Source organism: Rhizobium sp. K102, assembly GCF_022385315.1.
Classification (GTDB): Bacteria; Pseudomonadota; Alphaproteobacteria; order Rhizobiales; family Rhizobiaceae; genus Rhizobium; species Rhizobium croatiense.
Window position 1 is genome coordinate 2372435 of record NZ_CP092436.1, and the last position, 24944, is coordinate 2397378.

Here is a 24944-nt window from a genome sequence, read left to right on the forward strand (position 1 = left end):
ATTTCGGAGTGAGGCAGTGCCGCAAGTTAAGCCCCTCCCCCTTGTGGGGAGGGGTTTGGGGCGGGGTCTTAACGCCCCGGTCATCGAGACCGTTGCAAAGAATCCAAGGGAACGTCATGCAACAAGCAGATTTCGTCATCATCGGCTCGGGCTCGGCGGGGTCCGCCCTCGCCTATCGCCTGTCGGAAGACGGCAAGAATTCCGTCATCGTCATCGAGGCGGGCGGCAGCGATTTCGGGCCGTTCATCCAGATGCCGGCAGCACTTGCCTGGCCGATGAGCATGAAGCGCTACAATTGGGGCTATCTGTCCGAACCGGAGCCCAACCTCAACAACCGGCGCATCACCGCGCCGCGCGGCAAGGTCATCGGCGGCTCCTCCTCGATCAACGGCATGGTCTATGTGCGCGGCCATGCCGAAGACTTCAACCGCTGGGAGGAGCTCGGCGCCAGCGGCTGGGCCTATGCCGACGTTCTCCCCTATTTCAAGCGGATGGAACATTCGCATGGCGGCGAGGAGGGCTGGCGCGGCACCGACGGGCCGCTGCATGTCCAGCGCGGCGGCTTCACCAATCCGCTGTTCCGCGCCTTCATCGAGGCCGGCAAACAGGCGGGCTTCGAGACGACCGAGGATTATAACGGCAGCAAGCAGGAAGGCTTCGGGCTGATGGAGCAGACCATCTTTGCCGGCCGCCGCTGGTCTGCCGCCAATGCCTATCTGAAACCGGCGCTGAAGCGGGACAATGTCGGGATCGTCTACGGTGTGGCGCGCCGGATCGTCATCGAGGACGGCCGGGCGACCGGCGTCGAAATCGAACGCGGCGGCAGGATCGAGATCGTCAAGGCCAACCGCGAAGTGATCGTCTCGGCCTCCTCCTTCAATTCGCCGAAGCTGCTGATGCTGTCGGGCATTGGCCCGGCTGAGCATCTGAAAGAGATGGGCATCGCGGTGAAGGCCGACCGGCCGGGCGTCGGCGCCAATCTGCAGGACCACATGGAATTCTACTTCCAGCAGGTGAGCACCAAGCCGGTGTCGCTCTATTCCTGGCTGCCCTGGTTCTGGCAGGGCGTTGCGGGCGCGCAATGGCTGCTCTCCAAGGGCGGCCTCGGCGCCTCCAACCAGTTCGAGGCCTGCGCCTTCCTGCGCTCGGCACCGGGGTTGAAGCAGCCCGATATCCAATACCATTTCCTGCCGGTGGCGATCAGCTATGACGGCAAGGCGGCCGCCAAAAGCCATGGCTTCCAGGTGCATGTCGGCTACAACCTGTCGAAATCGCGCGGCAGCGTGACGCTGCGCTCTGCCGACCCGAAGGCCGACCCGGTGCTGCGCTTCAACTATATGAGCCATGCCGAGGACTGGGAGAAATTCCGCCACTGCGTGCGGCTGACCCGCGAGCTCTTCGGGCAAGCGGCCTTCGACGACTATCGCGGGGCAGAGATCCAGCCAGGAGAAGGTGTGCAAAGCGACGAAGAGATCGACGCCTTCCTGCGCGAGCATCTGGAGAGCGCCTATCACCCCTGCGGCACCTGCAAGATGGGCGCCAAGGACGATCCGATGGCAGTGGTCGATCCGCAGACCCGGGTGATCGGCGTCGATGGCTTACGCGTCGCCGACAGCTCGATCTTCCCGCACGTCACCTACGGCAACCTCAACGGCCCGTCGATCATGACCGGTGAGAAGGCCGCCGACCACATTCTCGGCAAGCAGCCGCTGGCGCGCTCGAACCAGGAACCCTGGGTCAATCCAAGGGCGGCGGTCAGCGACCGGTGATGGCGGGGCCTGCTCAAGCGTCCGTTGTCAGACCAGACGGCACCCTATAGGTTGCAACGACACTCGGGAGACTGGAAACATGGCGCTCAAGCGGATGGACAACGTCGGGATCGTCGTCGAAGACCTTGGAGGCGCGATTGATTTCTTTAGCGAACTCGGTCTCGAACTCGAAGGACAGGCCACGATCGAAGGCGAATGGGCCGGACGAGTGACCGGACTGGGCGATCAGCATGTCGAGATCGCCATGATGCGCACACCGGATGGACACAGCCGGCTCGAGCTCTCCCGCTTCCTCAGGCCTGATGTCATTGCAGATCACCGCAACGCCCCAGTCAACGCCCTCGGTTATCTCCGCGCCATGTTCACCGTCGACGACATCGACGAGACGCTCGAAAGGCTCCGCACGCGCGGCGCGCAGCTCGTCGGCGAAGTCGTCCAGTACAAGGACGCGTATCGGCTCTGCTACATCCGTGGCCCCGAAGGGCTTCTCATCGGACTTGCCCAGGAACTCGGCTGAGCCCGACAGACCAGGAATGGTCCGCAAGTCGAAGGGCTTCTGAGGCTATCACGCCGTTTCACGATCAATATCCTCAGAGAAATCCGATCCATCGCCCCGCCAATAGGGCGGCAGTCCAGGTTGCCGCCGACAGGGCTGCGGAGAAGCGCAGGCCGGGCCGGATCAGGCCGGTTGTCATGAGCGTCTTCCACGCTGGCCCGAGATGGACGGCAAGGAGGTTGAGAAGGCCGAGCCCGATCAGGGCGAGTTTAGCGAGGAAGGCGGGATTGGCGGCATATTCGACTGCCCGCACGCTGAAGAGACAGAAGCCGGTGACGACGGCCGCGGCAAGGCCGACGCCCGCCGCGCGCGACAGAAACGGCGCGATGATCTGCGCCGGCACCTTGCGGAAAAAGCCGGCGAGCCTCAGATCGAGCGGCAGGATGGCGCCGACGAGAAGGCCGATCGAAAGGATATGCCCGGCATTGACGAACATGTAGAGGGTTGCGGAGCGCCGGAGCGCAACCGCGGGCATCGTGGCCGACAGCCATTCGAGGACGGAGATCACGACGGATCAGTTCGTCCGGATGCGATCGGGATAGATATCGTAGCGCTTGTCGCCGATGGTGATGCGCACGGCCTTCATCCGCTTCTCGTTGCGATCCTGCGAACGGTTGCCGAGGGCGATCACCTGATCGCCGGGCTTGGCAACGCCCTCGACGAAGCCGGAGCGCTCCGTCTGGCGCGGATTGCCGAGCTCGACACGCCAGACGCCGTCATCGGCGGTCGCGACATCGAGCGTCGGATGCGGCCCGCCCATGGAAATCTTCTCGATGGTGCCGCGAAGCTCGATCTGGTCCGCCTCGGCCCATGACCAGCCGTGATGAGCGGCAGCGCTCGTCGCAAGGGCAGCCGACAGACCGACGGCGGCCAGCAGATGCTTTGTCGAAAATGCAAACATGGAATCTTCTCCCTACCCGAATGAACAGGCAGGTGGAGCATCGCAGCGGCGAATAAAGCCATTTCACCAAATGTTGAAGAAAGAGAAGTCCCGACTATGCGTCGCCGATCCCATGGATGAAGTCATTCCGCCGGGCGATCCGCCTGGTCCTCAGATTCTGCCCCGAATTCTGCAACGACGAATGAGATGATGCTTCTCACGCGTGGGGTCATGCGCCGATCCCGGTGATAGATGAGTGACATGGGCCGCTCACGCAGATGCCAATCAGGAAAGAGCTGAACGAGAAGGCCGGCCTGCATATCCGAAGCGAGCAGAATGGCCGGCTGCATAACGACACCCAAACCGGCCCTGGCGGCCATGCGCACGGCCTGGCCACTATTGACGGTGATCGACATTCTGGGCACGACCTCGACCTCTTCCTTGCCTTTCGACAGCCTCCATGGCGAGCGTGCTGCCGGGGTAAAGCCGATGGTTTCGTGGCCGGAAAGCGCGCTTGGATGGCCAGGATGCCCATGTCGAGCGAGGTAACCCGGTGAGGCACAAATCACCATTCGGTAAGGCGCAAGATGACGTACGATCAGGCGGCTGTCGGGCAAGTCTCCGATGCGGATCGCGATATCGAAACCTTCCTCCACGATATCGACGTTGCGATCCGTCAACGTGATATCCAGCATCACCTCAGGGGCAAGCTCTCGATAACGCTGCAATGCCGGCATTAAAACCTCGGCCCCGAAAGTCGTCGGCGCCGTGATCCGCAGCAACCCGCGCGGCTTCGTCCGCGATGCCTCCGCATCCTGATCCACAATGGCCACGCGTTCCAGGATATCGCGGCACTGCTCGACATAGGTCTTGCCAAAATCCGTCAGGCTCTGGCGACGCGTGGTTCGGTTCAGGAGGCGGGTACCCAGCCGCTCCTCCAGCGCGGCCACGTGTTGGCCGACCATTGCCGGCGATATGCCAAGCTTTGCCGATGCCGCGCTCATCGAGCCTTCCTGCACCGTTGTCACGAATACCTGCATCGAGCGAAAAAGGCCCATTCGATAATTTTTCTTTCAAATGAATCTATATTTTCCCGTATTATCATGAAACAGCGCCGTAATTACAACCGCCATGTCGCAATTCATTCAAGGAGCATGACATGACGCAGACCCGGTTTACGGGCAAAACGGTTCTCATCACGGGTGCCGGAACGGGTATGGGGCGGGCCGCCGCGCTTCGTTTGGTGGCGGAAGGTGCCAAGCTCGTCCTCGTCGGTCGGCGCCCCACACCGCTCAATCAGTTGCTATTCGAGATCGAGACATCGGGCGGTGCGGCAATCGCCATTGCCGGCGATATCGCAGACAATGCAGCAGTAGCGGCGATCGTCGAGAAGACCATCGCACGCTTCGGACGGCTGGACGCCGTCTTCGCCAATGCCGGGGTTCTGGGCGAATTCAAACCCCTGGCAGCGACTGATGCAGATGATTTCGAGGTGCTGATCGGCACCAACCTTCGGGGTACCTTCTTTACGATCAAGCACTGCCTGCCCTTCCTGGAAGGCGGCAGCATTCTCATCAATGCCTCGTGAACGGCTGGCGGGGTGATGCCGGGTGCGGGCGCCTATGCAAGCACGAAGGGGGCGTTGCTTGCCATGATGCGCACCTTGGCGGTGGAGCAAGGGCCTCGAAACATCCGGGTCAACGCCATCAATCCAGGTATTATCCTGACGCCGATGGCGGACGATGTCATCGATCCGGCTTTTGCCGCACGCCTGGCCGCCCACACACCTCTCAGGCGAAACGGGACATCAGAGGATATAGCAGGGACTGTCGCCTGGCTGCTGTCCGATGATGCCCAATTCGTCACCGGGCAAGAGATCACCGTTGATGGCGGCTATACGATCGGAGGTCTCAGGCCGTAGGTCGAGATAATTCCCGCAGCCTCGCTATGACGCGCGGCGCGACCGCGCGTCATCTTGAACAATCGCGCATTTCAGGGAATTGCGGGAAGAAGCGAGGAACGTCGATCAGGCGAGCAAGCGGGTGACTTCGGCGCCGTGCCTCGGGCCGACGGCATCGGCGATGGTCGTGGAGAACAGTACTTTGCGGGTGGCGTCGGCGACCTTGGCGAAGACGTGGCGGATTTCGCAGGTCTGTTCGCCGTCGCAATCGTCGCATTTGCGGTAGGCGGTGATCGACAGGCACGGCAGCGGCGCGATCGGGCCGTCGATGATGCGCAGGATCTCGCCGAAGGTGATGGTGTGGGCGGGCTTGAGGAGGAGATAACCGCCCTGCTTGCCGCGGCGGCTGGCGACGATGCCGTGATGTTTCAGGTCGAGCAGGATCTGTTCGAGGAACTTCTTCGGGATTTTCTGCTGCGCGGCGATATCGGAAATCATCACTGGTTCGTCGGCATCGGCATCCGCCAGAACCGTCAGCGCCCGCAGCGCATATTTCGCCTTTTGCGTAATCATCTCAGACCGTCGACACACACAGGCGGCGCGCAATCCCGCGCCGCTTCACGAGTACATTCGCCTCTATGGCACAACCAGCATGAACGGAATTTGAACGCGCTAGAGAAAGCCTTGAGGGACAAGCATTTTTGGCCTCGCTTTTTACGCTCGGCCAAGTCCTTGCAATCTACGCCAAAACCCCGCCTTCCGCACCTTTTTCGGCATCACTTCAGATTTCGAATTGACAGGCTGCGTGTAACTCTACTATTTTTGTAGACATACAAGCTGTCGACGCGGGCTTCCGCCCTCGGGCGGCTGTTTTTTTGCATTGCGGCAGCTTCGGAGAGATATTTGCTCCTGCGGCCGCAGCTTTCGAAATCCCTTTTTCTGTGCGATGCATGCGCGAACTGCGATACTCCTGCTCAACAAAGGACAGGATTCCCATGACTGTTGACAATACGATTGCGGAAGAAGGGCCGATTGCGGAAGCCGAGGCGCTGAACGACAAGCTGGCGGGTCTCGACCTTGCCGGGCGCCTGTCGCTGGTGGCGGGCCTTGGCGGGCGCGTGGTGTTCACCACCTCGCTCGGCATCGAGGACCAGGTGATCAGCGCCGAGATCGGCACGCACCGCCTGCCGATCGACATCGCGACGCTTGAGACCGGCCGGCTGTTTGCCGAGACCCTGTCGCTGATCGAAGAGACGGAAGCCCAGTACGACATCCACATCCAGCGCTTCACACCCGAAAAGGCCGATATCGACGCCTATGCAGCCAAATACGGCCTGAACGGTTTCTACGAGAGCGTCGAAGCCAGGCATGCCTGTTGTGGCGTGCGCAAGCTGAAGCCGCTTGCGCGCGCGCTCGAAGGAGCAACGATCTGGATCACCGGCCTGCGCCGCGGCCAATCGGCCAACCGCGCCGAGACGCCCTTTGCCGAATATGACGCCGAACGGCACCTCGTGAAGGTCAATCCGCTCGCCGATTGGGACATCGAGGCGATCAAGGCCTTCGTTTCCGACAACGGCGTGCCGGTCAATCCGCTGCATGCCCGCGGCTATCCCTCGATCGGCTGCGAGCCGTGCACGCGGGCGATCAAGCCCGGCGAGCCGGAGCGCGCCGGCCGCTGGTGGTGGGAGCAGGACGAGAAGCGCGAATGCGGCCTGCATGTCGCCGAAGAGGCCGCGGTGGTCGCCGCACAGTAATCAACCCTCACGGCTTTCCTAATCAGGGCGCGGCGACCGCCGCAGCCTTTGGGGAAGCCAACATCTAGGAATTGTTTGCGGGCAGCCGCAAACGACCGACAGTCTGGAGTAAGACATGCCCGATAGCCGTCCGGATACGGAACTCAGCAACCCGCAGAGCGCCAAGGCGCCGCTCGACCCGCATCTGAAGGCGCTGGAAAACGAATCCATCCATATCTTCCGCGAGGTCGCGGCCGAATTCGAGCGTCCTGTCATGCTCTATTCGATCGGTAAGGATTCCTCGGTGCTGCTGCATCTGGCGCGCAAGGCCTTCTATCCCGGCCGCGTGCCCTTCCCGCTCCTGCATGTGAACACCGGCTGGAAATTCCGCGAGATGATCGCCTTCCGCGACGAGACCGCCAGGAAATATGACCTCGACCTGATCGAGCACATCAATCCGCGCGGTGCGGCCGAAAATATCACGCCGTTCACCCATGGTTCGGCCGCCTTCACCGACATCATGAAGACCGAGGGCCTACGCCAGGCGCTCGATGCCGGCCAGTTCGACGCCGCTTTCGGCGGCGCGCGGCGCGACGAGGAAGCAAGCCGCGCCAAGGAACGCATCTATTCCTTCCGCACGCCCGACCATCGCTGGGATCCGCGCAACCAGCGGCCGGAACTCTGGAATGTCTATAACGGCATGATCCGCAAGGGCGAAAGCGTGCGCGCCTTCCCGCTGTCGAACTGGACCGAGGTCGATATCTGGCGCTACATCCAGGCCGAGGACATTCCGCTCGTGCCGCTCTATTACGCCAGGCAGCGGCCGTTCGTGGAGCGTGACGGCATGATGATCCTGGCCGAGGATCCGCGCCTCGAACTTTTGCCCGGCGAAGTGCGCCAGGAAGGCATGATCCGCTTCCGCACGCTCGGCGACTTCCCGCTGACCGGCGCCATCCGCTCACAGGCGACCACGCTGGAAGAGGTGATCGCCGAACTCGAAATTGCAACGGTGTCCGAACGCCAGGGCCGCGCCATCGACCGCGACCAGTCCGGCTCCATGGAAAAGAAGAAGCGTGAAGGATATTTCTGAGATGACCGCAGCCAACACCGCCGTCTCGGCCGCAACCGCCGTCAGCCTGCCCGCGGCCGAGTCGCAGAAGGCCCAGCGCGAACTCGCGCCCGCTGCGGCTCATCACCTGCGGCAGTGTCGATGACGGCAAGTCGACGCTGATCGGCCGCCTGCTCTGGGACACCAAGGCGGTGAAGGAAGACCAGGCCGCCACGCTGCAGCGCGATTCCACCGGCAAGCAGAACGATCTCGGCTTGCCCGACTTCGCCCTGCTTCTCGACGGCCTGCAGGCCGAGCGCGAACAGGGCATCACGATCGATGTCGCCTATCGCTATTTCTCGACCGACAAGCGCTCCTTCATCGTCGCCGACACGCCCGGCCACGAGCAATATACCCGCAACATGGCGACGGGTGCTTCGACCGCCGACCTCGCCATTCTGCTGGTCGACGCGCGCTTCGGCATTCTGGAACAGACGCGCCGTCACGCGACGATCGCCTCGCTGCTCGGCATCAAGCAGTTCGTGCTCGCCGTCAACAAGATCGACCTGACGGGCTACGACCGTGCCGGCTTCGACAAGATCAGCCACGACTTCCGGGAATTTGCCCTGTCGCTCGGCGTCAAGCAGATCACCGCCATTCCGATGTCGGCGCTGAAGGGCGAAAACGTCGTCTATCCCGGCCAGGCCGCCATGCCCTGGTACAGCGGCCCGACGCTGGTGGAGACGCTGGAGCTTGCCACCGTACGCTCGTCGCAGACGGTCGGCTTCCGCCTGTCGGTCCAGCGCGTGTCGCGGCCGGGCGAAAGCTTCCGCGGCTATCAGGGCACGGTTGCCGGCGGTTCGGTCAAACCCGGCGACAGCGTCATGATCCTGCCGTCCGGCATGGTCGCCAATGTCTCCAAGATCGTCACCTTCGATCTGGTGCGCAACGCCGCCGTCGCCGGTGATGCGATCACGCTGGTGCTCGACCGCCAGGTCGACGTGGCCCGCGGCGACATGATCGTCTCGATCGACGCCCAGCCGCAGGTCGGCCTCGCCTTCGACGCGCAGATCGTCGCCTTGCAGCCCGAGGGCATCGAGCCCGGCAAACGCTACTGGCTGAAGAGCGGCTCGCGCCGCCAGCGCGTCCAGGTGCAGCCGTTAAGCCAGCTGGAACTGAAGACCGGCACCTGGAACGCCGCCCAGCGGCTCTACATGAACGCGATCGGCAAGGTGCGGCTTTCCTTCGACGAAGCGGCGATCTTCGACCCTTACGAGCAGAACCGCCAGTCAGGCTCCTTCATCTTTATCGATCCGGAGACCAACAACACGGTCGCCGGCGGCATGGTGACCGGCAAACGCAGCGAACTCGGCGGCCTGCACAATGGCGACGCCCGCGTCATCCTCTCGCTGCCGGCCGATCTCGCCGAGCAGATCATGGCCAGCGAACTCTTCGCCAGCCGCAGCCACGAGGCCGAGGTGCGCCGCATGACGGCGGCCGAAGCGGCCGACCTTTGGTCGAGTGCCGCAAGCGATATCTGACAGGAGATAAGGGGCCGGCAAGACCGGCCCCTTTTGCGAGGCCTTAGGCTCAACGAAAAGTCGGCAGGTCCGTATTTGAGCGGCTGTTGCGGCTTAATGCTGTATCACTTCGGCGACACGGCCCACGTTGCTCGAAGGCAAAACGGCAGATCCCTCAGCTTCAGTTTCCTTTTGTCGGCCCCTACCGCCGCCCCTACAAAAGAGGGGTTTGCAGAAAAGCGACCTTTTAGTCCACGATTCACCGTTTACGCTTGCCCGCCGGCCAATGTGGGCCCATTCTTAGGTCGGATCCTGGCGGTGCGGTAAGACGAGAGGTCAGGCCTTGCAACGTTCAATCTCGACCTCGAAGCACGTGGCGCCTTTTCTCGACTGATCCCCGAGCGAGGAGGTTCTCCATGTCCACGCTCCATGTCGACCATCCGCTGCAACCGGGCGACCCGGTCCCGAATGTTGTGTTTGACGCGATCTCGCGCGAGGGGAAGATCGCACTTGATGATTTTCGTGGCCGCAGCCCCTTGTTGATCGGTTTGTTTCGAGGCCTGCATTGTCCGTTCTGTCGGCGCCATGTCGCGGCCATGGCCTATCTCAACCCGATGCTGCGTGAGAAAGGCGTCCAGTCCCTGGCTGTGGTAAATACCCCGGTCGAACGCGCGCGGCTCTATTTCCGCTACCATCCCATACCCGATCTTCTTGCAGCTTCCGACCCGATAAAGGCTTCGCACCGAGCCTTCGGCTTACCCGAGGTCGGCATCGACACGGTGATGGCGATACGGATCGATCTTCCGGGCGAGTTGCCCGAGCCCATGAACCCGATGGCAATGGATGAATTTATCAACGAGAAGGAAGGATATCCAATGACCGAGGCCGATCGGCAAATGATGACTGCCGACAAGGGACAGCTTGTCGGTCAATTCCTGATCGACCGGGAGGGCATCGTACGCTGGAGCTTCACGGAAGTTCTGGAGCCTGGGGTCCAGACGTTCAAGGCACCGAATTCCCAGGAATTGATATCGGTAGCTTCCCAAGTCGCCCTTTGAGCTGTCATTGTCATAGCAGCAGTCCGTGGGGCCTTTTGCGGTAGAACACTCGGCATCACCCGTCTATAACGGTCATGCTGCGTTGGCTTTTTTAGCGGTAACCGATGCCCCATTCTCCCAAATCCACAGGTGAAAGCGTTAGCGGTTCGAGCTCGGGTCGCAATCAGAACCTGGATTCGGCAGCGCCGCCGGCCGCCTTGGATTCGCCGACCACCCAAGTCGACGACCCGCAGCCGGTCCATGGATCCTTCGACCAAACCAGGCAGGCCGCCAGAACTCTGTTGCGTGCGATACGCCAGGATGTGCAGGCAAGTTCTGCCTTGGCAAAGATCAAAACGACCGCAATGTTTTGGGGGACGAAGCTCAGGAGGTCGGCGCGGCCTGGAATAGCGTCGGCGCCCCACAAATGGATGACGACAGCCTTGGTCAAAGCCGGGCGCGGCATTCGCGATCGGCGCTCAAGGCCGCGTGAAGATCGACGGAGCGCATCTTTCATTGCGGGCTGGCGGAAATTTGCTCTCGGGTCGATCCTTCTTGTCTGCCTCCTCGTCGGAAGCGTGCTGGTGTGGGCCCTGAAAGACGTGCCCTGGAGCGAAATCCGGGATGGAACGCTAAAGCCGGTCGTAGTGCTGGAAACCGCTGACGGTGCGCCGCTGGTGAGACAGGGGCCTTATCAAGGGCCATATGCCCGATACGAGCAGTTTCCGCCCCATCTGATCGATGCCGTCCTTTCGATCGAGGATCGCCGGTTCATGGACCATTTCGGCGTCGATCCCAGGGGCATCGGGAGGGCGCTGCTGCGCAACCTGGAGGCTGGCTCGGTGGTGGAAGGTGGCAGCACCATCACCCAGCAACTCATCAAGCTGCAATACCTCGACAGCGACCGGACCATAAAACGAAAGATCCAGGAGGTCGTCATCGCGTTCTGGCTGGAGTGGAAGCTCGGCAAGGCGGAAATCCTGACGCGCTATCTCAACAGCGTCTATCTTGGCGCCGGCGCCACCGGCATGCCTGCCGCCGCGCGCATCTATTTCAACAAGGACATCGGCGCCCTCAACCTGCCGGAGTCGGCGATGCTGGCGGGATTGCTGCGGGCGCCGAGCCAATGGAATCCCATCGACAATTTCGAAGGCGCCCGGCAGCGCACCATGGTCGTTCTCGACGCCATGGCGGCCAATGGCAAGATCACCGCGCCACAGGCGGCGGAGGCTAAGACGAGCTTTACCAGCCTGCACCCGACGACGCCGACGCCGCGCTCCGGAAGCTGGTTTGCCGACTGGATTTCGCCGCAGGCAAGCGAAATCGCCGGCGCCTCGCCAGGTTCGACTTCGGTGCGCACCACGCTGGTGCCGCAGTTGCAGCAGATCGCCGAACGGGTCGTGAAAAGAGCCCTGGACAGCGAGGGAAAGACGGTCGGCGCGTCGCAAGCCGCCTTGGTTGCGATGACACCGGAGGGCGCGGTCGTTGCGATGGTAGGCGGGCGCGACTACAAGGCGAGCCAGTTCAACCGTGCCGTCACTGCGATGCGCCAGCCGGGTTCCACCTTCAAGCTGTTCGTCTATTACGCAGCGTTGAAGGCTGGGCTCACTCTGTCTGACTCGGTTCTGGACGCGCCAATAGACATCAACGGCTGGTCGCCGGAAAATTCCGGCGGCGACTATCGCGGTTGGGTAACGCTTGCCGAGGCCTTCGCGCGATCGCTCAATGCCGCGTCCGTGACGCTTGCCGAAGAGGTCGGTCTGGACAATGTGATTGCCGCAGCCCGCGAACTCGGCATCGATGCGCCCCTGGCCAACACGCCGTCTTTGGCACTTGGCACGTCCGAAGTAAATCTGCTTAACCTCACCAGCGCCTATGCGTCCGTCCAACTCGGCAGGGCCCCTGTCAAGCCCTGGGGCATCATCGACTTCCAGGCGGCCGGGCAGCCCACGAGGTTTCGCGTTGGCCAACAATCAAAGCCGCATGTCGATCTTTCACCCTACCAGTCGGATCTCCTCGGCCTCCTGCAGTTGGTGGTCGAGCACGGCACTGGACGTGGCGCAGATCCCGGCACCTTTGCGGCCGGTAAGACCGGCACGAGCCAGGACAATCGTGATGCCTGGTTCGTCGGCTTCACGGACGCGCTCGTCGTCGGTGTCTGGGTTGGCAATGATGATGACGCGCCGATGAAGGGGGTAACGGGCGGGGGCCTGCCGGCGCATATTTGGCGGGACTTCATGCGCGAAGCGGCGAGCGAACGAACGCTAAACGGCGCGCGATCGACGGAAGCAGTCGTCGATGGTGAAGGCGTCGCACCGCAGTCCTGCAACATCACCGCCTGTTCGCGCAGTTACCGCTCCTTTCGCCCATCCGATTGTACCTATCAGCCATATTCCGGCAGCCGGCGGCTTTGCGAAAAGTGATGTGGCTCAGCAGGTGTTTCCGATCAGCCGCAACGCCCACTTATCCATAAAATGGCATTATCTTATGCATTCCATCCGTCTATAACCATAGTTCCTGTTTCGATAGTGTTTCCACCGTCGAGGCAGGGCGGTCGGCATGGACCATCCGCCCCTCCTTGCAAAGACGCCTGCCAACTCTTCGGCGGCGAGCAACAGGAAAGGATGAAAGCCATGTCTACAGACACCAAGCCGTTGATCGCGGTTGCCGGTGCAACGAGCAAACAGGGACGCAGCGTCGTTGCGACACTTCTTGAAAGCCAGCGCTTCCGCGTCCGCGCTTTCACGCGCAGACAGGATTCGCCGGAAGCTTTACGTCTGAAAAAACTCGGCGCTGAGATCGTCACCGTGCCTCTCGAACTCGGCCGTCAGGAGGATCTCGTTGCCGCCTTCAAGGGCGCGGATGGCGCGTTTGTGATGACGCCGCCGATCGCCGCGCCGGAGGCAATCGAGACGCCTCTCGGCCGGCAATTGGCGGATGCGGCCGTGGAGGCCGGCGTCGGGCATATTGTGTTCAGCACGCTCGAGAATGTCGACAAGATCACCGGTGGGACGAAATATGCCCCGCATTTTACCGATAAGGCCAGTGTTGCAGATCACATTCGCGGCCTGCCGGTCTCGCATTCCTTCATCATGCTGGCATTCTTCTACACCAACCTAATCGAATATTATGCGCCGCGCATGGAAGGCGACACCCTGCTGTTGCCGATTTATCTTCCTGAAGATTTCGCAGCACCTTTTGTCGATCCGCTGACGGCGACCGGGCCTGTTGTCCTCGAGATCTTCTCAAACCCCGAGCGCTACAACGGCAAAACGCTGCCGGTCGTCGGCGAGATCATTTCTCCGCGGCAGATGGTCGAAACCTTTCAACGCGTGACCGGCCGCAAGGCCGAGTATCGGAACGCTTTCGACAGGGAGGGCCTGCTCAACTATTTTCCGGAGTTTGCCGCCAACGAATTTTTCGTTCGAGAGCTTCTCGGGATGGTCGAATATGCCGTCGAGTATGGCTATTTCGGCAAGGAGCACGATCTCGAATGGAGCCGGCGCCTGGCTCCCGAGACGCTCAACTGGGAGCAGTTTCTGCGGACGTCGGAGTGGCGCGGCGACAAGCGGTCTTTCGCAGCTTGAAGCCTGTCTCGCGATAACGACATGCTTGAAAACAAAGACTTACGATGGCCGGATGCCCGGCAGCTTGGCGATCTCGGCGGCAAGAAAGTCGACGAGGAGCCGAACACGGGCAATGGCCGCACGCTCGGGAACAATCAGCAAGCTCACCGGAACCGGCGAAGGCCGATAGTCTCCGAGCACGACCTCGAGCCGGCCATCGTCCAGAAGATCGTGAATCAGCCAGAGATGTGTAGGACCGATGCCACGTCCGGCGGCAAGGGCTTCGCGCGCCGCAAGCCCGTGATCGACGCGCAACCGACCACTGACCGGGATCATCAGGCTGGTGCCATCCGGAGAAAAAAGGTGGAGCTGATTGCTGCCCGCGACGTTGGACATCACCACGGTTTCGTAGCGTGACAGATCGGCGGGACGCTCCGGCCGTCCCGGGCGGACAGATAAGCCGGAGCGCCGACCAGCAGCCGTTGGCTCTCGCCGACCGCATGAAGTTTCATTGAGCTGTCGGCGAGCGGTCCGAGACGCAGCGCCACATCGACGCCTTCGCGAACCAGGTCGATGCGCTCGTCCGTCAGGTTGAGGTCGATGCGGATATCAGGATGCCTGTCCTGGAAGGCAAAGATCATCCGCGTGACATGCATGACGCCGAGTGCTGCCGTACAGGAAAGACGAACAGCGCCGGCGGGGGCCCGACGTGCATCTCTGGCTTCTTCAGCAGCCTGTTCGACCAGGCGCAATATCTGAAGGCAGTTGGCATAATAGCGGCTGCCCTCTTCCGTCAGGGTGACGCGACGCGTGGTGCGGCTGAGGAGGGCCACGCCGACGGCCTCCTCCAGTTCATTGAGGTGCCGCGTCACGGTGGATTGGCCGACGCCCAGCTCCTTTGCGACCATCGACAGGTTGCCACGCTCGGCGACGCGAACAAAGGTACGCATTCTGTCGAATGACAAGCCTATCTTATCCATTTTCCAGCACACTGATTGTCATTATGTCCATATACGGAACAATCCCGAGGATGCCTAGCGCCAGCTTCAGCAGAGCTCGGCTCCGCGCTATTGTCGCGGTGTCTTTAAAGATTACCGTGTCGAACCGCGCGGGATGATCGAAAAACCGCAATCGACCCTGTCTTCATCAGACGGTTCGTCGCGGATGGCGCGCAGCAACATGTCGGCGACGCGGTAGCCGATGTCCTGGCGCGGGATGTATACCGTCGTCAGCGACGGCTCGATGAAGGCCGAGAATTCCAGATCGTTGAAGCCGCAGATGCCGACCTCCTCCGGCACGAGGATGGCGCGCGCCTTGCATTCGATAAGGACACCGAGCGCCAGTTCGTCGCTCTGGGCAAAGACGGCATCGACATCGGGCACGCGCTCGATCAGGCGGGCAAACAGTTCCCGGCCGAGGCCGGTGCGGCTTGGCGCATCGCCGCCGATAATGAGAGCGGGGTCGAAACACCGGGCTTCCCGCATCACCGCCTCATAGCCTTCCATCCGCCGGCGCGAGCGGACATCGGCGCCGCGGCCGAAGAAGGCGATCCTCTTGTAGCCCCTCGACAACAGGAAGCGGGTGGGTTCGGCGCCTGCCGTATAATGATCGAGGCCGACGACCAGCTTCTGCGGCTCTTGGCTGAGATCGGTGACATGGGCGATGGGACAGGCGGCATTGTCGATCAGCGGCAGAAGATCGCGATAGGATTCGGCGCCGGCAATGATGACGCCGGCCGGCTTCTGCGTCAGGAAGGATTTCAACAGTCCGGCCTCGCCCTCGGCATGGCGCAGCGTATTGGAATATTGCACGGTGAGATCGGTATCGCGGAAACGATCCTCGATACCGATCATCAGGCTGGTAAAGCCGTATTGGTGCAAGGCGGGCGTGATGACGGCGACGATGCCGTTGTGGCGGCCGGCCAGCGCCCGGGCGGCGAGATTGGGAATATAGCCCATCTCCTCGACGACGCGCAGGATCTCCTCGCGCAGATCCTCGGAGACGATTTCGGGATTGCGCAGCGCGCGCGAGATGGTGATCGGGCTGACGCCCACCTTCTTCGCCACATCGCTGAGCTTCACAGGCGCGCCGCGCCTCGGCTTCCTCCCCCGCTCCACCGACCTGCTCATCGCCTCCCCGTCTGCCGCTGCGGGACTCGGCGATTCTCCGCCCTTACTTTCTGCAGAAGAAATAATTTAGAGTCCACTAACATCTTCTGGTCGCGACCTGTTCCCGGCAGGCGGCGGAATCGTCTGCCGGCAATTACGGGCGCAAGCGACGGGCGGATCACCAACCGCCGGCAATAAGCCGTTTATTTTCGATGGAAATCAGAGCGGAAGCGATGAGGCCGGAGAGAAACCAGCCGGCAATTGCCGATGCGCCGTAGCCACCCTGAGCAGCGGCCGCAAATGAAGGTTAAACCCAAGTCAAACCTTACAAATCGGCAATATAAACATGATCGATATTTAATTTGTAAATCGGTTCGACGGGATCATATCAATAGGCGAGCGCGAATTCTTCCATTCGCCAGGCCGCCGCCCCCGACGACTGCGCGTGTCCTCAGGAGGAATTGGCGCCCTACGCCATCCGACGCCAGGTCCATGACATGGAACCACGACGCCATCAAAAGCCAATAGTCTTCCAAGGGGCGACCGCCCACGGGATTACCGCCATGTCACCTATCCTCCGCCAACACCGCACCGCCGCGCTCGTCGGAGCCGCCATCATCGCCGGCGCGGCCTGCCTGCCTTTTGCGATCAACACGTCCAAGGCTTTTGCCGCGCCTTCGGATACCGGCGGCATTCTCGCCGCAGGCGGCTCGTTCGCGGCGATCGTCGAGGCCGACAAGCCGGCCGTCGTCACCATCACCACGACGATGAGGACGACCGATGTCAGCGCCGATCAGCAATCGCCAATGGACGAGCAGTTCCGCCAGTTCTTCGAGGATCAGGGCATCCCCCTGCCCCGGCAGGCGCCGCACAATCAGCCCTCGCAGCATGCGATGGCGCTCGGCTCCGGTTTCATCATCAGCCCCGACGGCGTCATCGTCACCAACAACCATGTCATCGACAATGCCCTCGACATCAAGGTGACGCTCGACGACGGCACCGAACTGCCGGCCAAGCTGATCGGAACCGATCCGAAATCCGATGTCGCCGTCCTGAAGATTGCCGCCGGCAAACCGCTGCAGACCATCGCCTGGGGCGATTCCGACCGGCTGAAGCTCGGCGACCAGATCCTGGCGATCGGCAATCCCTTCGGCATCGGCACGACGGTGACGGCCGGCATCGTCTCGGCGCGCGGCCGCGACCTGCATAGCGGACCCTATGACGATTTCATCCAGATCGACGCGCCGATCAACCACGGCAACTCAGGCGGCCCGCTCGTCGACCGCGACGGCAAGGTGGTCGGCATCAACACCGCCATCTATTCGCCGAACGGCGGCAGCGTCGGCGTCGGTTTCGCCATTCCCTCCGATGAGGCCAAGGCGATCGTCGCCAAGCTTGAGAAGAACGGCTCGATCGATCACGGCTATCTCGGCGTGCAGATCCAGCCGGTCACCAAGGACGTCGCCGATGCCGTCGGCCTCGACAAAACCGGCGGCGCGCTGGTGGCCGCCGTTTCCGCCGATACGCCGGCCGCAGAGGCCGGTCTGAAACCCGGTGACATCGTCACCTCGGTCGGCGGCGAGGCCGTCAAGACGCCGAAGGACCTGTCGCGGCTCGTCGCCGATCTGTCGCCGGGCACGCGGGAATCGCTCGTTGTCTGGCGCGACGGCAAGACGATCGACCTCAAGGTCACCGTCGGCGCCAATGCCGACGGCCAGAAACAGGCCGCGGCGACAAGCCCGGAAGCGCAGGGCCAGGCCTCCGGCCAGCCGAGCCTCGGCATCGGCCTTGCCGACCTGACGCCCGAAGTGCGCCAGCAGCTCGACCTGCCGCGGTCGTTGAGCGGCGCCGTGGTCGCCAGCGTCAAGCCGGACAAGTCGGCGGCCGCCGCCGGCATCCAGTCGGGCGACGTCATCGTCTCGGTCAACGACCGGCCGGTGCACAATGCCCGCGATGTCAAGGCCGCGATCGCCGAAGCCGGCAAGGCCGGCCGCAAATCGGTGCTGCTGCTCGTCGAGCGCGACGGCAACAAGACCTTCGTCGCCGTGCCATTTGCCGCGGCCTGAAGCGGCTGCGCGTTGCGACATCCGAAATTGGAGATGGGAAGCCCGTGAGACGGGCTTTTCCTTGTCTCCGTCCCGCTCCGGCACAAGGCTGCGGCCTCCGGGCCATTCCTGCCGCCGCGCATGGTAAATTTCGATACTTCCGGGCAAAATCCGGCGAGACCGGCGGTTTTTCGTGCCGGAAAGCGACAGGGAAACAAGAGGTTGCGCCATTGCCTGACAGGCGGGCGGGCGCTGACCGGCGGCCGCCGGACGAATTAACCCTACCGGCTTACCTTAATATCAGCATCAGCTTGAATGCGTGCCGCCCTATGCCATCGTATTTTCACGATTACTCATTGTCCGGGATGGCTCACCGGACCCGCAGCCCGCCTTTCCCAGGGAAGACCGGCTTCATGCATCAAGGGCGTAGCAACATCAAACGGAGGGTATGCCATGAGCAATGTCGTGGAATTTCGTGCTAAATGCCCGCATGTCAAAACTCTGTCCGACTGCCGCGAGGCGCTTGAACCGCATGTGATGAAGATTGTCGCCGAGGCTGTCGGCTGGGGCTTTCCGCCGGCGGAAGCGGCCATGGTGGTCGCCGATATTGCCGACGATTACATTCTGATGCTGTCGCGCGAGCTGCGCCATTAAACGGTGCGGCGCGCGACCGCACGCCACTGTATGTCTCAGTGGGCCGCGCAGCGCCTGCAGGGGTAGCAGGGGTGTACAGGAGACGAAAACCTGCCACGCGGCCCTGCGATCAAAACACTGGCTCGTGCCGGAAGTTCCCGGCGGAGATACTTGAACGACGGAGTATTTCCTAACTTATTTCTCGATGTGGAAATATTCCGTTACCGATAGTCGCGCTTCCCGAGTAAAACTTCGGCGCACAATCTATCCAGGCCGTCTTTTCTGCTTCCGCATTCGGAAATCAGACCGCTCGGCCGCATGCATTCACCGCCATTTCGGCTGGCGCGGCGGCGCATTGGCCTGGATCTCATGCAACGGCGCGTGAGAGCCAAGCAGCTTCTTCAGCTTCTTCTCCTCCGCCGGCCCAATCCCAAACTTGCGGCAATGCTCTGCAACATCATGCTCCCGGGGACCGGGAATGCGAACTTGGCGATTGTTCATGCTCTTCATGTCTGTTTCCTCCTGAGAGGGATAACAAACACCCGGCGGTTTGGTTCGTTAGCAACGTCTAAAATTTGGAAATGTCTGTTTGCGTACTGAGATCGCTGTTGGTTGGGATTGGTCCAGCGAGATTGCCGCGTTCACGTCAACTGATCTTCAACCAATGCCTGAGCGCCGCCACCGCCCCGTCGCTGGCATAGGCGATGATGCCGCCGGTCGTCAGCCCGGCAAAGGCGATCAGGCCTGAAATCCCGTAGCCGATCGATTTCATCCGTTTCCACTCCTCGAGCGCCGGTCCGACCGTCTCCTGGTTCTTCTCGACTGTTTCCTTGAGCGTCCTGAACTCGGTACGGATCTGCTGATCGGCGCCGCCGCTGATCGCCACCCTCGTATCGAGATGGGCGATCTGCCTTGTCTGCTCGTCGAGCCGTTTGTGGATCACCGCGCTGAAATCATGGGCATTGGCCTTTTCGTCGCTCATCTCCTGGCGCAGCAGCGCGACGTTTTCCTCGATCCCGGTCAGCCGGCCCTCCACGCGCCCGAGAGCGCGCAGGATATCGTCATTCGATGTCATATCGGCACCCTATTACGAATTGAATTTCAGCTTTTCGGATTGCGGAATGCCGCCGGCGATGCGGTCGATCATGATGGGTTGCGGGTGAATGAAGGATAGCGGCGAGAGCTCTCCGACCGTCGGCGCCGGCCGCACCACCGAGCCGACCGGCAGGATGGCGGCGCTCGCCCCCTGGTAGGTGATGACGTTGCCGGCGATGCTGCCGACGACTTGGGTGCTGACACGGGCGACGCCATCCGGACCCGAATATATGTGCAGCGTCTGCTCCGGCCTGAAGAGGCTGGCATCGGCGACGACGATCGTGTTGTAGGTGGTAACCCCGTCCGTTCCGGCCTGCGCGGTCAACGTCGTGCTCGGAAGCTCCAGCATGCCGGGCCAGACGCCGCCTCTGGACGGCGAGACCCACGCTCCATAGGTGTCGATCGCAGCGTCGCAGCAGGCCAATGTCTGCGCCATGATATCATCGTGCAGCCGCCATTTGCCCGAAGCGTCCGTCCCGTCCGAGGGCCAGGTGTTGTTGGCACCATAGACCTGATACTCGGCCCGCAAGCCGAGATCGCTGCAGGTAATGGATCCGGTTGCCGGCGACGTGCCGCCGGCGAACTCATAGGTGAAGGTATTCGCACCGGTGACGGTGATCACATAGTTCCCGTTGTAGGCCGTCGGCGTTGCGTTTGAAATACTGACGGTCTGCCCTGTTGCGAGCCCGTTAAGCCCGCTGGAAATCGTCGCGGTCGCAGTGGTTCCGACCGACGTCAGGGTGACGTTGCGCGTGATCGTCGTGCGGCCGAGCGGCGGGAACGCCACGATCCTGACGCCGGCATACTCCGTGCGCAGGCGCCCGACCAGGCCCCGGTAATTGGTGTTGAACCAGGTGCTGTAGGATGTCGAGGTATCGTTCTGTCCCATCTGGTTGGCGATGACGGTGAAGGGCAGCTTGTTGCCGTTGAACGTCTTGATCTCGCGGACGATATCCCTTCGCCGGGTTGCGATGGATGACCCGGATCCGGTGTATTCGCGCACCGATCCGGCACCGGGCATGCCGATCAGGCAATGCGGAATTCGTCCGGCGCCGCCGTCCTTGTCGAGCCAGCGGCGAAACCAGCCGAGATTGCCGCGGCTGTCGGCGGCGGAAGAATATTCCTGGCGCGCCTCGCCGATGCTGTCGACGAAACCGAGGGCGACCGGCCTTCCGTCCCAATCGCCCTTGGCGACCATGAAATCGGCCCCCCAATATTGCGGCTGCGCCTGCTGGCCATAGTTCACATCGAGGGCGGCGGTGCTGTCAGCGAGCGGCGTATCCTTGAAAGCAAGCAGAGTGGCGTGATCGCTCGCACCCCACACGCGTTCGCCGCGATGCTTCTGGATGCGGTAGACCGGCCACACCTTTTCGCCGACGGCCGTGTGATAAAACAGCCAGATTTCGATTTCGCTTTCCGGCGAAACGTCGGGAATGGTCAATTCGTCCGTCCAGGCGCCGTTCGCCTGGTCGGCGACCGTCACCGTGTTCGACCCGGCGAAGCTGCATTGGTAGAAGATGCCGGCGACGCGGATGAACATGGCGTCGGCGATGACCGAATTGCCGGGTGCGCCGATCGTGCCGGTGACGATGGTTTCCTGCGGCGAGTTTCCGCCCTCCGTCGAGGCGAAGCCGGAAAGGTGGAAGCGGAAGGTCCGCGTCTTATATTGCGGCGTGCCGATGACGATTTTGCTGCAGACATAATTGGTGCCGGCGGCGGCGGTGACGATGCCGCCCGACGGCATGCGGTTGCGGGTGGCAAAGAACATGTAGCGGTCGGGATCTCCGGCACTGCCGCCCGTCCCGCTCAGCAGCGGATTGGCAAGGGCAAGCGAAATGGCATTCATCATCGGCGTGTTCCGTATCGGCTGGTGAGGTCGTCGTAGAATTCTACTGTGCGCCCCTGGCGGGCATTGGCGCGGTCGAGCGCCTGGCGCTCACGGGCGAGGATCGCGATCAGCGTCTCGCCTTCGCGCACGGGCGCATGGGCTTCCTGCCTTCTCAGATCGTCGGGCAGCGACGGCAGCACGATGCCGGCCGCCGCCTGCCCTTTGGCGCGCGCTGCCCTGTCCAGCCGCTCAGTGGCGGAGCAGCCACTGACGATCAGCAGCAGTGACAGCGCAAGCGCGGTTCTTTTGCGAAAACTCGAGTTCATAGGATTGGATCTCGTTTTCCAATGTGTCCCTGGCGGCCTGCTCCGCGGCCTTGGCCGCCTCCAGCCGCTTGCGATGCTCTTCGCCGGCGTGGGCCGCCGCGTCGCGCTGGCGCTCCATCTCGGCCGCCTTGGCTTCGGCGACAGTCTTCTCGGCCAGCACCACATAACCGGCGCGCGCCTCACGCTCTGCGGAGGGATAGCCGATCGCAACGGCATAGAGGTGATAGAGGAGGAGCCCGGCGGCGATGCCGGCGGCCATCTTCAGCGTATCGAGGAGGCCGAACATCAGTTGCCCTCCAGGCAGAAGGCGCGTTCCTTCTGCCGGCGGCGCGTCAGGCCGGGAAAGGCGATGCCGGCGGCGCGGTTCCACTTCAACAGCGCCTCGCAGCCCTCGGCCGTCCTGCCCTGGTTGATCAGCCGGACCGCGCTCGAACCGCAGGCCGCCTTGACGCCGACATTATAGGCAAACGAGGTCAGCGCCACGAAACGCGCATCCGGCAACGGCACGCGCACGCAGCTTTCGATGCCGCGCGCATAGGTCTGAAGCTCCAGCGCCAGCAGCGCCTTGCACTGCTCGACCGTCCTGCGATCCCCAGGCTTCACCCCATTGGTGCTGCCATAACAGATGGTCCAGGGCGGCCCCTTTGTCGCCGGATCCGGATAGGCATTCTGCCGCAGCCCCTCGAAGCCGCCGACGAGTGCCACGGCCATGGCAGCCGCGGCGCTACCCTTCTGAAGGCGATTTGCCATTCAGTTCTCCTGAGATTTGCTGTTGAAAGACGATACGGGCGACGATCGCCGCCGCGGTGAGGAGGCCCGACGCTGCCGATACGGCGAGCTGGACGTAGAGGTTGCGGGATGCCCCGGCGGCAGCGGCATTGGTGACGGGCTCGAGGACGATGAAAAACAGCGCCAACGCCATGAGACGGACGCTCCAGGCGCGCCGCAGCACGGCGCGCCAGTTGTGGACGAGCATGGGATTTCCTTTGGGAAAAGAAAAAGGCGGCTCCGAAGAACCGCCCTTGTTTTCGTTTTATTTTCTACCCTGAGCTATCGTCTCTTAAACAAGAGGTCTGCGCCGTAAACTTTTCCGTTGGTGCCGGTAACGCCGCCGTTTCGATCGGCGATGCGCGTCACCAGATCAAATCCCATTTTGTTGGCTATCTTTATAAGGGCAGCTTCCGAGAGCGAAAGCGCCGCCGAGCAATCTGACATCCAAAAGTCATGTCAGAATGAACAACGAGGTTTTGGTCGAAAACAGTACATCGCTACCAAGGTGGTGGCGAGCAAGCCTATCAAGGCCCCTTAGGTCATTGCGACCGCTGAAATCGCGTCCAAAGGCTTTATTCGGGCGTCATCGTCACGAAAGCGTCTCTTCTGGGCACCCTGTCGTAAAGTGGCGTGGCGCCGCGGCGATCGCTGCGGTTTTGAGTGTAGACGCAAGCTTGTCGGTGAAGGAGACCGACCCTCTGCAAACAATGAATTTGAAGCACTCATTGGGATGATGAGCGTCGTCACCCCAGCGATCGTCTTTGAACTGGCCAGATCGACCGTCACGCTCTCCGCCCTCAGCGATCACGAGATAGTGCCAGCAGGCCCCGCGGCGAAAAGCTGCGCTGCCGACATGGCGAGTTGGGCGTAAAGGTTGCCGGACACCGGGTTGTGAAAAGGAACTCGATGACGGGCTCGAGGAAGATGAAAAAGCACCGCTAGCGCCATCAGCGACGCTCTAGGTGTGAGCTTTCAGGAGGTTGTCCATTCGCTGCTGGTCCGGAAGTCATTGAAAAACGGCGGCTCCGAAGAGCCGCCTTGGATTGTCGACATGGGTTGAGGGTCGTCAGACTCGCTCTGCCACCAGCAGAACCTCGTCGCTCAGATCGTGGTTATCGATCACCGCTTGAAGGTCGCTTATCATCGGCGATAGCGCTTCGAGCAGTTTGGATTGGTTTAACGCCGGGGCGAACAAGCCTAACGTGCTGATCATCTCGTAGAAATCCTGCCCAAAAAGCCACGCAGCGTTGATCTTGTAGCCGTGCCTATCGAGCATGCCTTCGAGCGCTCGAAGCGAGAACAAGAACAGATGCAAAGGAGGGTGCATCATACGGTTGATGTGGTTCGGAAAGGTCATTTGGCTGATTGTCGAGATCGAAGGGAAATGTGGAACCTCGATAATCAGCGCATCCCCTTTTTCCTGAATTGCCGAGACGTCAGAGAGGATCTGGTTTGGATCAGGCACGTGTTCCAAGACGCTGAACATGGAGATAACACCGTATTGCCCCCGATACCGCGTAACCGTGTCCTTAGAGATGTAATCTTGCCGGACCTCTATGCCGAACCGTTTAGAGGCGTATTCAGCTTCCATCATATTCGGTTCGAGGCCGAGGACCTCAAACCCTCGGCTTTTAACCACCGAGAGAGCCTCACCAACTCCACAACCTATGTCCAGCCAGGTCTTCTTCGATGGGTTCGAATGCTCGATAGCGAAGTCGATCTTCGGAACGAAGATCTGCTCGACACGGTAATCTATGATTGAGTCGTTCGCCAAAGAATCTTGTTGGCGGCAGTGTAGTATTCCGACCGATAAGCCGCCGTGAGGGCTTCATCGGGAGGCGGATTGCAGACGAAGGCAGAGCCGCATCCATGGCATTCATGATAATCGAAGCCGTAGATCGTCAGAAGTTTGTGATGGGTTTGACTATTGCATGCCGGGCAATTGAGGAGAGACGTCCCTTTTTCCACCTGTTCAGAGAACTCTCGAGCCGCAGCGATCGACTGTTGCTTGTTTAGATCCTTTTTAAGCCGTCCACTGTCGATCGGCTTTCCGCGTTTTATCAAGTATCCCAATTTCGTCTCCCTGGATGGATGTCGAAGGCAGCCACAAATATGGCTGTGCCAATATC

23 protein-coding genes and 3 pseudogenes are annotated in these 24944 nt (G+C 61.7%); 11 read left to right on the plus strand and 15 right to left on the minus strand.

Translation table 11 applies throughout. The features are described from left to right. Positions 1 to 116: 116 nt before the first annotated feature. Both betA and MHI61_RS17705 read left to right on the plus strand, forming a co-directional pair. Positions 117 to 1769, plus strand: a complete 1653-nt coding sequence (gene betA, locus MHI61_RS17700; protein WP_239789899.1) for a choline dehydrogenase — start codon at positions 117 to 119, stop codon at positions 1767 to 1769. A 79-nt stretch (positions 1770 to 1848) separates the two neighbouring features. Then, complete coding sequence (locus MHI61_RS17705) at positions 1849 to 2286, plus strand: VOC family protein (protein ID WP_239789900.1); 438 nt, start codon at positions 1849 to 1851, stop codon at positions 2284 to 2286. Positions 2287 to 2359: 73 nt separating this feature from the next. Here MHI61_RS17705 and MHI61_RS17710 read toward each other — a convergent pair whose 3' ends face one another. The 3 genes from MHI61_RS17710 to MHI61_RS17720 all read right to left on the minus strand — a co-directional run bounded on the left by MHI61_RS17710 (position 2360) and on the right by MHI61_RS17720 (position 4263). After that, positions 2360 to 2833 carry a DUF6644 family protein gene (locus tag MHI61_RS17710; RefSeq protein ID WP_239789901.1) on the minus strand — a complete coding sequence of 158 codons (474 nt, stop codon included), beginning with the start codon at positions 2831 to 2833 and terminating at the stop codon, positions 2360 to 2362. A 6-nt stretch (positions 2834 to 2839) separates the two neighbouring features. After that, positions 2840 to 3226: a DUF6152 family protein gene (locus MHI61_RS17715; protein ID WP_010034601.1), complete on the minus strand. Its 387-nt coding sequence runs from the start codon at positions 3224 to 3226 to the stop codon at positions 2840 to 2842. A gap of 122 nt (positions 3227 to 3348) precedes the next feature. Continuing rightward, entirely contained in the window at positions 3349 to 4263 is a 915-nt protein-coding gene (locus tag MHI61_RS17720) for a LysR family transcriptional regulator (protein WP_239789902.1), read from the minus strand. Between the two features lie 101 nt (positions 4264 to 4364). Here MHI61_RS17720 and MHI61_RS17725 point away from each other — a divergent pair. Continuing rightward, a pseudogene (locus MHI61_RS17725) lies at positions 4365 to 5126 on the plus strand (SDR family NAD(P)-dependent oxidoreductase). Between the two features lie 105 nt (positions 5127 to 5231). On the opposite strand, the gene MHI61_RS17730 reads toward MHI61_RS17725, so the two are convergent. Next, positions 5232 to 5678, minus strand: a complete 447-nt coding sequence (locus tag MHI61_RS17730; RefSeq protein WP_004669535.1) for an Rrf2 family transcriptional regulator — start codon at positions 5676 to 5678, stop codon at positions 5232 to 5234. A gap of 422 nt (positions 5679 to 6100) precedes the next feature. On the opposite strand from MHI61_RS17730, the gene MHI61_RS17735 reads away from it, so the two are divergent. From MHI61_RS17735 to MHI61_RS17760, 6 genes and pseudogenes are all read left to right on the plus strand, one after another. Then, positions 6101 to 6859, plus strand: coding sequence for a phosphoadenylyl-sulfate reductase (locus MHI61_RS17735; RefSeq protein WP_239789903.1), 759 nt, complete (start codon positions 6101 to 6103; stop codon positions 6857 to 6859). Between the two features lie 115 nt (positions 6860 to 6974). Continuing rightward, on the plus strand, positions 6975 to 7928 hold the full coding sequence (cysD, locus tag MHI61_RS17740) for a sulfate adenylyltransferase subunit CysD (RefSeq protein WP_239789904.1): 954 nt from the start codon (positions 6975 to 6977) through the stop codon (positions 7926 to 7928). Position 7929: 1 nt separating this feature from the next. Then, positions 7930 to 9427: pseudogene (gene cysN, locus MHI61_RS17745) on the plus strand (sulfate adenylyltransferase subunit CysN). Positions 9428 to 9822: 395 nt separating this feature from the next. After that, positions 9823 to 10464 carry a peroxiredoxin-like family protein gene (locus MHI61_RS17750; protein ID WP_239789905.1) on the plus strand — a complete coding sequence of 214 codons (642 nt, stop codon included), beginning with the start codon at positions 9823 to 9825 and terminating at the stop codon, positions 10462 to 10464. 104 nt (positions 10465 to 10568) lie between these two features. After that, positions 10569 to 12866, plus strand: a complete 2298-nt coding sequence (locus MHI61_RS17755) for a PBP1A family penicillin-binding protein (RefSeq protein WP_239789906.1) — start codon at positions 10569 to 10571, stop codon at positions 12864 to 12866. Positions 12867 to 13076: 210 nt separating this feature from the next. Further along, entirely contained in the window at positions 13077 to 14030 is a 954-nt protein-coding gene (locus tag MHI61_RS17760; RefSeq protein ID WP_239789907.1) for an NmrA/HSCARG family protein, read from the plus strand. Positions 14031 to 14069: 39 nt separating this feature from the next. On the opposite strand, the pseudogene MHI61_RS17765 reads toward MHI61_RS17760, so the two are convergent. Then, positions 14070 to 14989, minus strand: a pseudogene (locus MHI61_RS17765) (LysR family transcriptional regulator). A gap of 111 nt (positions 14990 to 15100) precedes the next feature. Then, on the minus strand, positions 15101 to 16138 hold the full coding sequence (locus tag MHI61_RS17770; protein WP_239789908.1) for a LacI family DNA-binding transcriptional regulator: 1038 nt from the start codon (positions 16136 to 16138) through the stop codon (positions 15101 to 15103). Between the two features lie 542 nt (positions 16139 to 16680). Here MHI61_RS17770 and MHI61_RS17775 point away from each other — a divergent pair. Both MHI61_RS17775 and MHI61_RS17780 read left to right on the plus strand, forming a co-directional pair. Beyond that, on the plus strand, positions 16681 to 18183 hold the full coding sequence (locus tag MHI61_RS17775; protein WP_239789909.1) for a DegQ family serine endoprotease: 1503 nt from the start codon (positions 16681 to 16683) through the stop codon (positions 18181 to 18183). Between the two features lie 432 nt (positions 18184 to 18615). Then, a complete protein-coding gene (locus MHI61_RS17780; protein ID WP_010028409.1) occupies positions 18616 to 18816 on the plus strand; it encodes a hypothetical protein in 201 nt (66 codons plus the stop codon). A 303-nt stretch (positions 18817 to 19119) separates the two neighbouring features. Here the strand turns inward: MHI61_RS17780 and MHI61_RS17785 are convergent, their stop codons facing one another. The 9 genes from MHI61_RS17785 to MHI61_RS17825 form a co-directional block, all read right to left on the minus strand. Then, a complete protein-coding gene (locus MHI61_RS17785; RefSeq protein WP_004669502.1) occupies positions 19120 to 19305 on the minus strand; it encodes a hypothetical protein in 186 nt (61 codons plus the stop codon). 136 nt (positions 19306 to 19441) lie between these two features. Further along, positions 19442 to 19870, minus strand: a complete 429-nt coding sequence (locus tag MHI61_RS17790) for a DUF1515 domain-containing protein (RefSeq protein ID WP_239789910.1) — start codon at positions 19868 to 19870, stop codon at positions 19442 to 19444. Positions 19871 to 19882: 12 nt separating this feature from the next. Then, positions 19883 to 21739, minus strand: coding sequence for a hypothetical protein (locus tag MHI61_RS17795; protein WP_239789911.1), 1857 nt, complete (start codon positions 21737 to 21739; stop codon positions 19883 to 19885). Beyond that, complete coding sequence (locus tag MHI61_RS17800; RefSeq protein WP_239792865.1) at positions 21736 to 21963, minus strand: hypothetical protein; 228 nt, start codon at positions 21961 to 21963, stop codon at positions 21736 to 21738. Before MHI61_RS17800 ends, MHI61_RS17795 begins: the two co-directional genes overlap by 4 nt. A gap of 4 nt (positions 21964 to 21967) precedes the next feature. Continuing rightward, positions 21968 to 22330: a hypothetical protein gene (locus MHI61_RS17805; RefSeq protein WP_239789912.1), complete on the minus strand. Its 363-nt coding sequence runs from the start codon at positions 22328 to 22330 to the stop codon at positions 21968 to 21970. Next, the gene (locus MHI61_RS17810) at positions 22330 to 22794 is read right to left on the minus strand and encodes a lysozyme (protein WP_239789913.1); all 465 of its coding nucleotides are present in this window, start codon (positions 22792 to 22794) and stop codon (positions 22330 to 22332) included. Before MHI61_RS17810 ends, MHI61_RS17805 begins: the two co-directional genes overlap by 1 nt. Next, the gene (locus MHI61_RS17815) at positions 22769 to 23020 is read right to left on the minus strand and encodes a hypothetical protein (protein ID WP_239789914.1); all 252 of its coding nucleotides are present in this window, start codon (positions 23018 to 23020) and stop codon (positions 22769 to 22771) included. The genes MHI61_RS17810 and MHI61_RS17815 overlap by 26 nt, the downstream gene beginning before the upstream one ends. Positions 23021 to 23881: 861 nt before the next feature. Then, positions 23882 to 24589: a class I SAM-dependent methyltransferase gene (locus tag MHI61_RS17820; protein WP_239789915.1), complete on the minus strand. Its 708-nt coding sequence runs from the start codon at positions 24587 to 24589 to the stop codon at positions 23882 to 23884. Further along, a complete protein-coding gene (locus tag MHI61_RS17825) occupies positions 24568 to 24888 on the minus strand; it encodes a hypothetical protein (RefSeq protein WP_239789916.1) in 321 nt (106 codons plus the stop codon). Before MHI61_RS17825 ends, MHI61_RS17820 begins: the two co-directional genes overlap by 22 nt. Positions 24889 to 24944: the final 56 nt, after the last annotated feature.

What these genes read in the sequence shown, in the direction of transcription:
- MHI61_RS17760 (WP_239789907.1), top strand. Translation starts at nt 13,077, where the DNA reads ATGTCTACAGACACCAAGCCGTTGATCGCGGTTGCCGGTGCAACGAGC.
- MHI61_RS17775 (WP_239789909.1), top strand. Translation starts at nt 16,681, where the DNA reads ATGTCACCTATCCTCCGCCAACACCGCACCGCCGCGCTCGTCGGAGCC.
- MHI61_RS17755 (WP_239789906.1), top strand. Translation starts at nt 10,569, where the DNA reads ATGCCCCATTCTCCCAAATCCACAGGTGAAAGCGTTAGCGGTTCGAGC.
- MHI61_RS17720 (WP_239789902.1), bottom strand. Translation starts at nt 4,263, where the DNA reads ATGGGCCTTTTTCGCTCGATGCAGGTATTCGTGACAACGGTGCAGGAA.
- MHI61_RS17785 (WP_004669502.1), bottom strand. Translation starts at nt 19,305, where the DNA reads ATGAAGAGCATGAACAATCGCCAAGTTCGCATTCCCGGTCCCCGGGAG.
- MHI61_RS17705 (WP_239789900.1), top strand. Translation starts at nt 1,849, where the DNA reads ATGGCGCTCAAGCGGATGGACAACGTCGGGATCGTCGTCGAAGACCTT.
- MHI61_RS17735 (WP_239789903.1), top strand. Translation starts at nt 6,101, where the DNA reads ATGACTGTTGACAATACGATTGCGGAAGAAGGGCCGATTGCGGAAGCC.
- MHI61_RS17815 (WP_239789914.1), bottom strand. Translation starts at nt 23,020, where the DNA reads ATGCTCGTCCACAACTGGCGCGCCGTGCTGCGGCGCGCCTGGAGCGTC.
- MHI61_RS17780 (WP_010028409.1), top strand. Translation starts at nt 18,616, where the DNA reads ATGAGCAATGTCGTGGAATTTCGTGCTAAATGCCCGCATGTCAAAACT.
- MHI61_RS17715 (WP_010034601.1), bottom strand. Translation starts at nt 3,226, where the DNA reads ATGTTTGCATTTTCGACAAAGCATCTGCTGGCCGCCGTCGGTCTGTCG.
- MHI61_RS17805 (WP_239789912.1), bottom strand. Translation starts at nt 22,330, where the DNA reads ATGTTCGGCCTCCTCGATACGCTGAAGATGGCCGCCGGCATCGCCGCC.
- MHI61_RS17790 (WP_239789910.1), bottom strand. Translation starts at nt 19,870, where the DNA reads ATGACATCGAATGACGATATCCTGCGCGCTCTCGGGCGCGTGGAGGGC.
- cysD (WP_239789904.1), top strand. Translation starts at nt 6,975, where the DNA reads ATGCCCGATAGCCGTCCGGATACGGAACTCAGCAACCCGCAGAGCGCC.
- betA (WP_239789899.1), top strand. Translation starts at nt 117, where the DNA reads ATGCAACAAGCAGATTTCGTCATCATCGGCTCGGGCTCGGCGGGGTCC.
- MHI61_RS17750 (WP_239789905.1), top strand. Translation starts at nt 9,823, where the DNA reads ATGTCCACGCTCCATGTCGACCATCCGCTGCAACCGGGCGACCCGGTC.
- MHI61_RS17730 (WP_004669535.1), bottom strand. Translation starts at nt 5,678, where the DNA reads ATGATTACGCAAAAGGCGAAATATGCGCTGCGGGCGCTGACGGTTCTG.
- MHI61_RS17770 (WP_239789908.1), bottom strand. Translation starts at nt 16,138, where the DNA reads ATGAGCAGGTCGGTGGAGCGGGGGAGGAAGCCGAGGCGCGGCGCGCCT.
- MHI61_RS17795 (WP_239789911.1), bottom strand. Translation starts at nt 21,739, where the DNA reads ATGATGAATGCCATTTCGCTTGCCCTTGCCAATCCGCTGCTGAGCGGG.
- MHI61_RS17810 (WP_239789913.1), bottom strand. Translation starts at nt 22,794, where the DNA reads ATGGCAAATCGCCTTCAGAAGGGTAGCGCCGCGGCTGCCATGGCCGTG.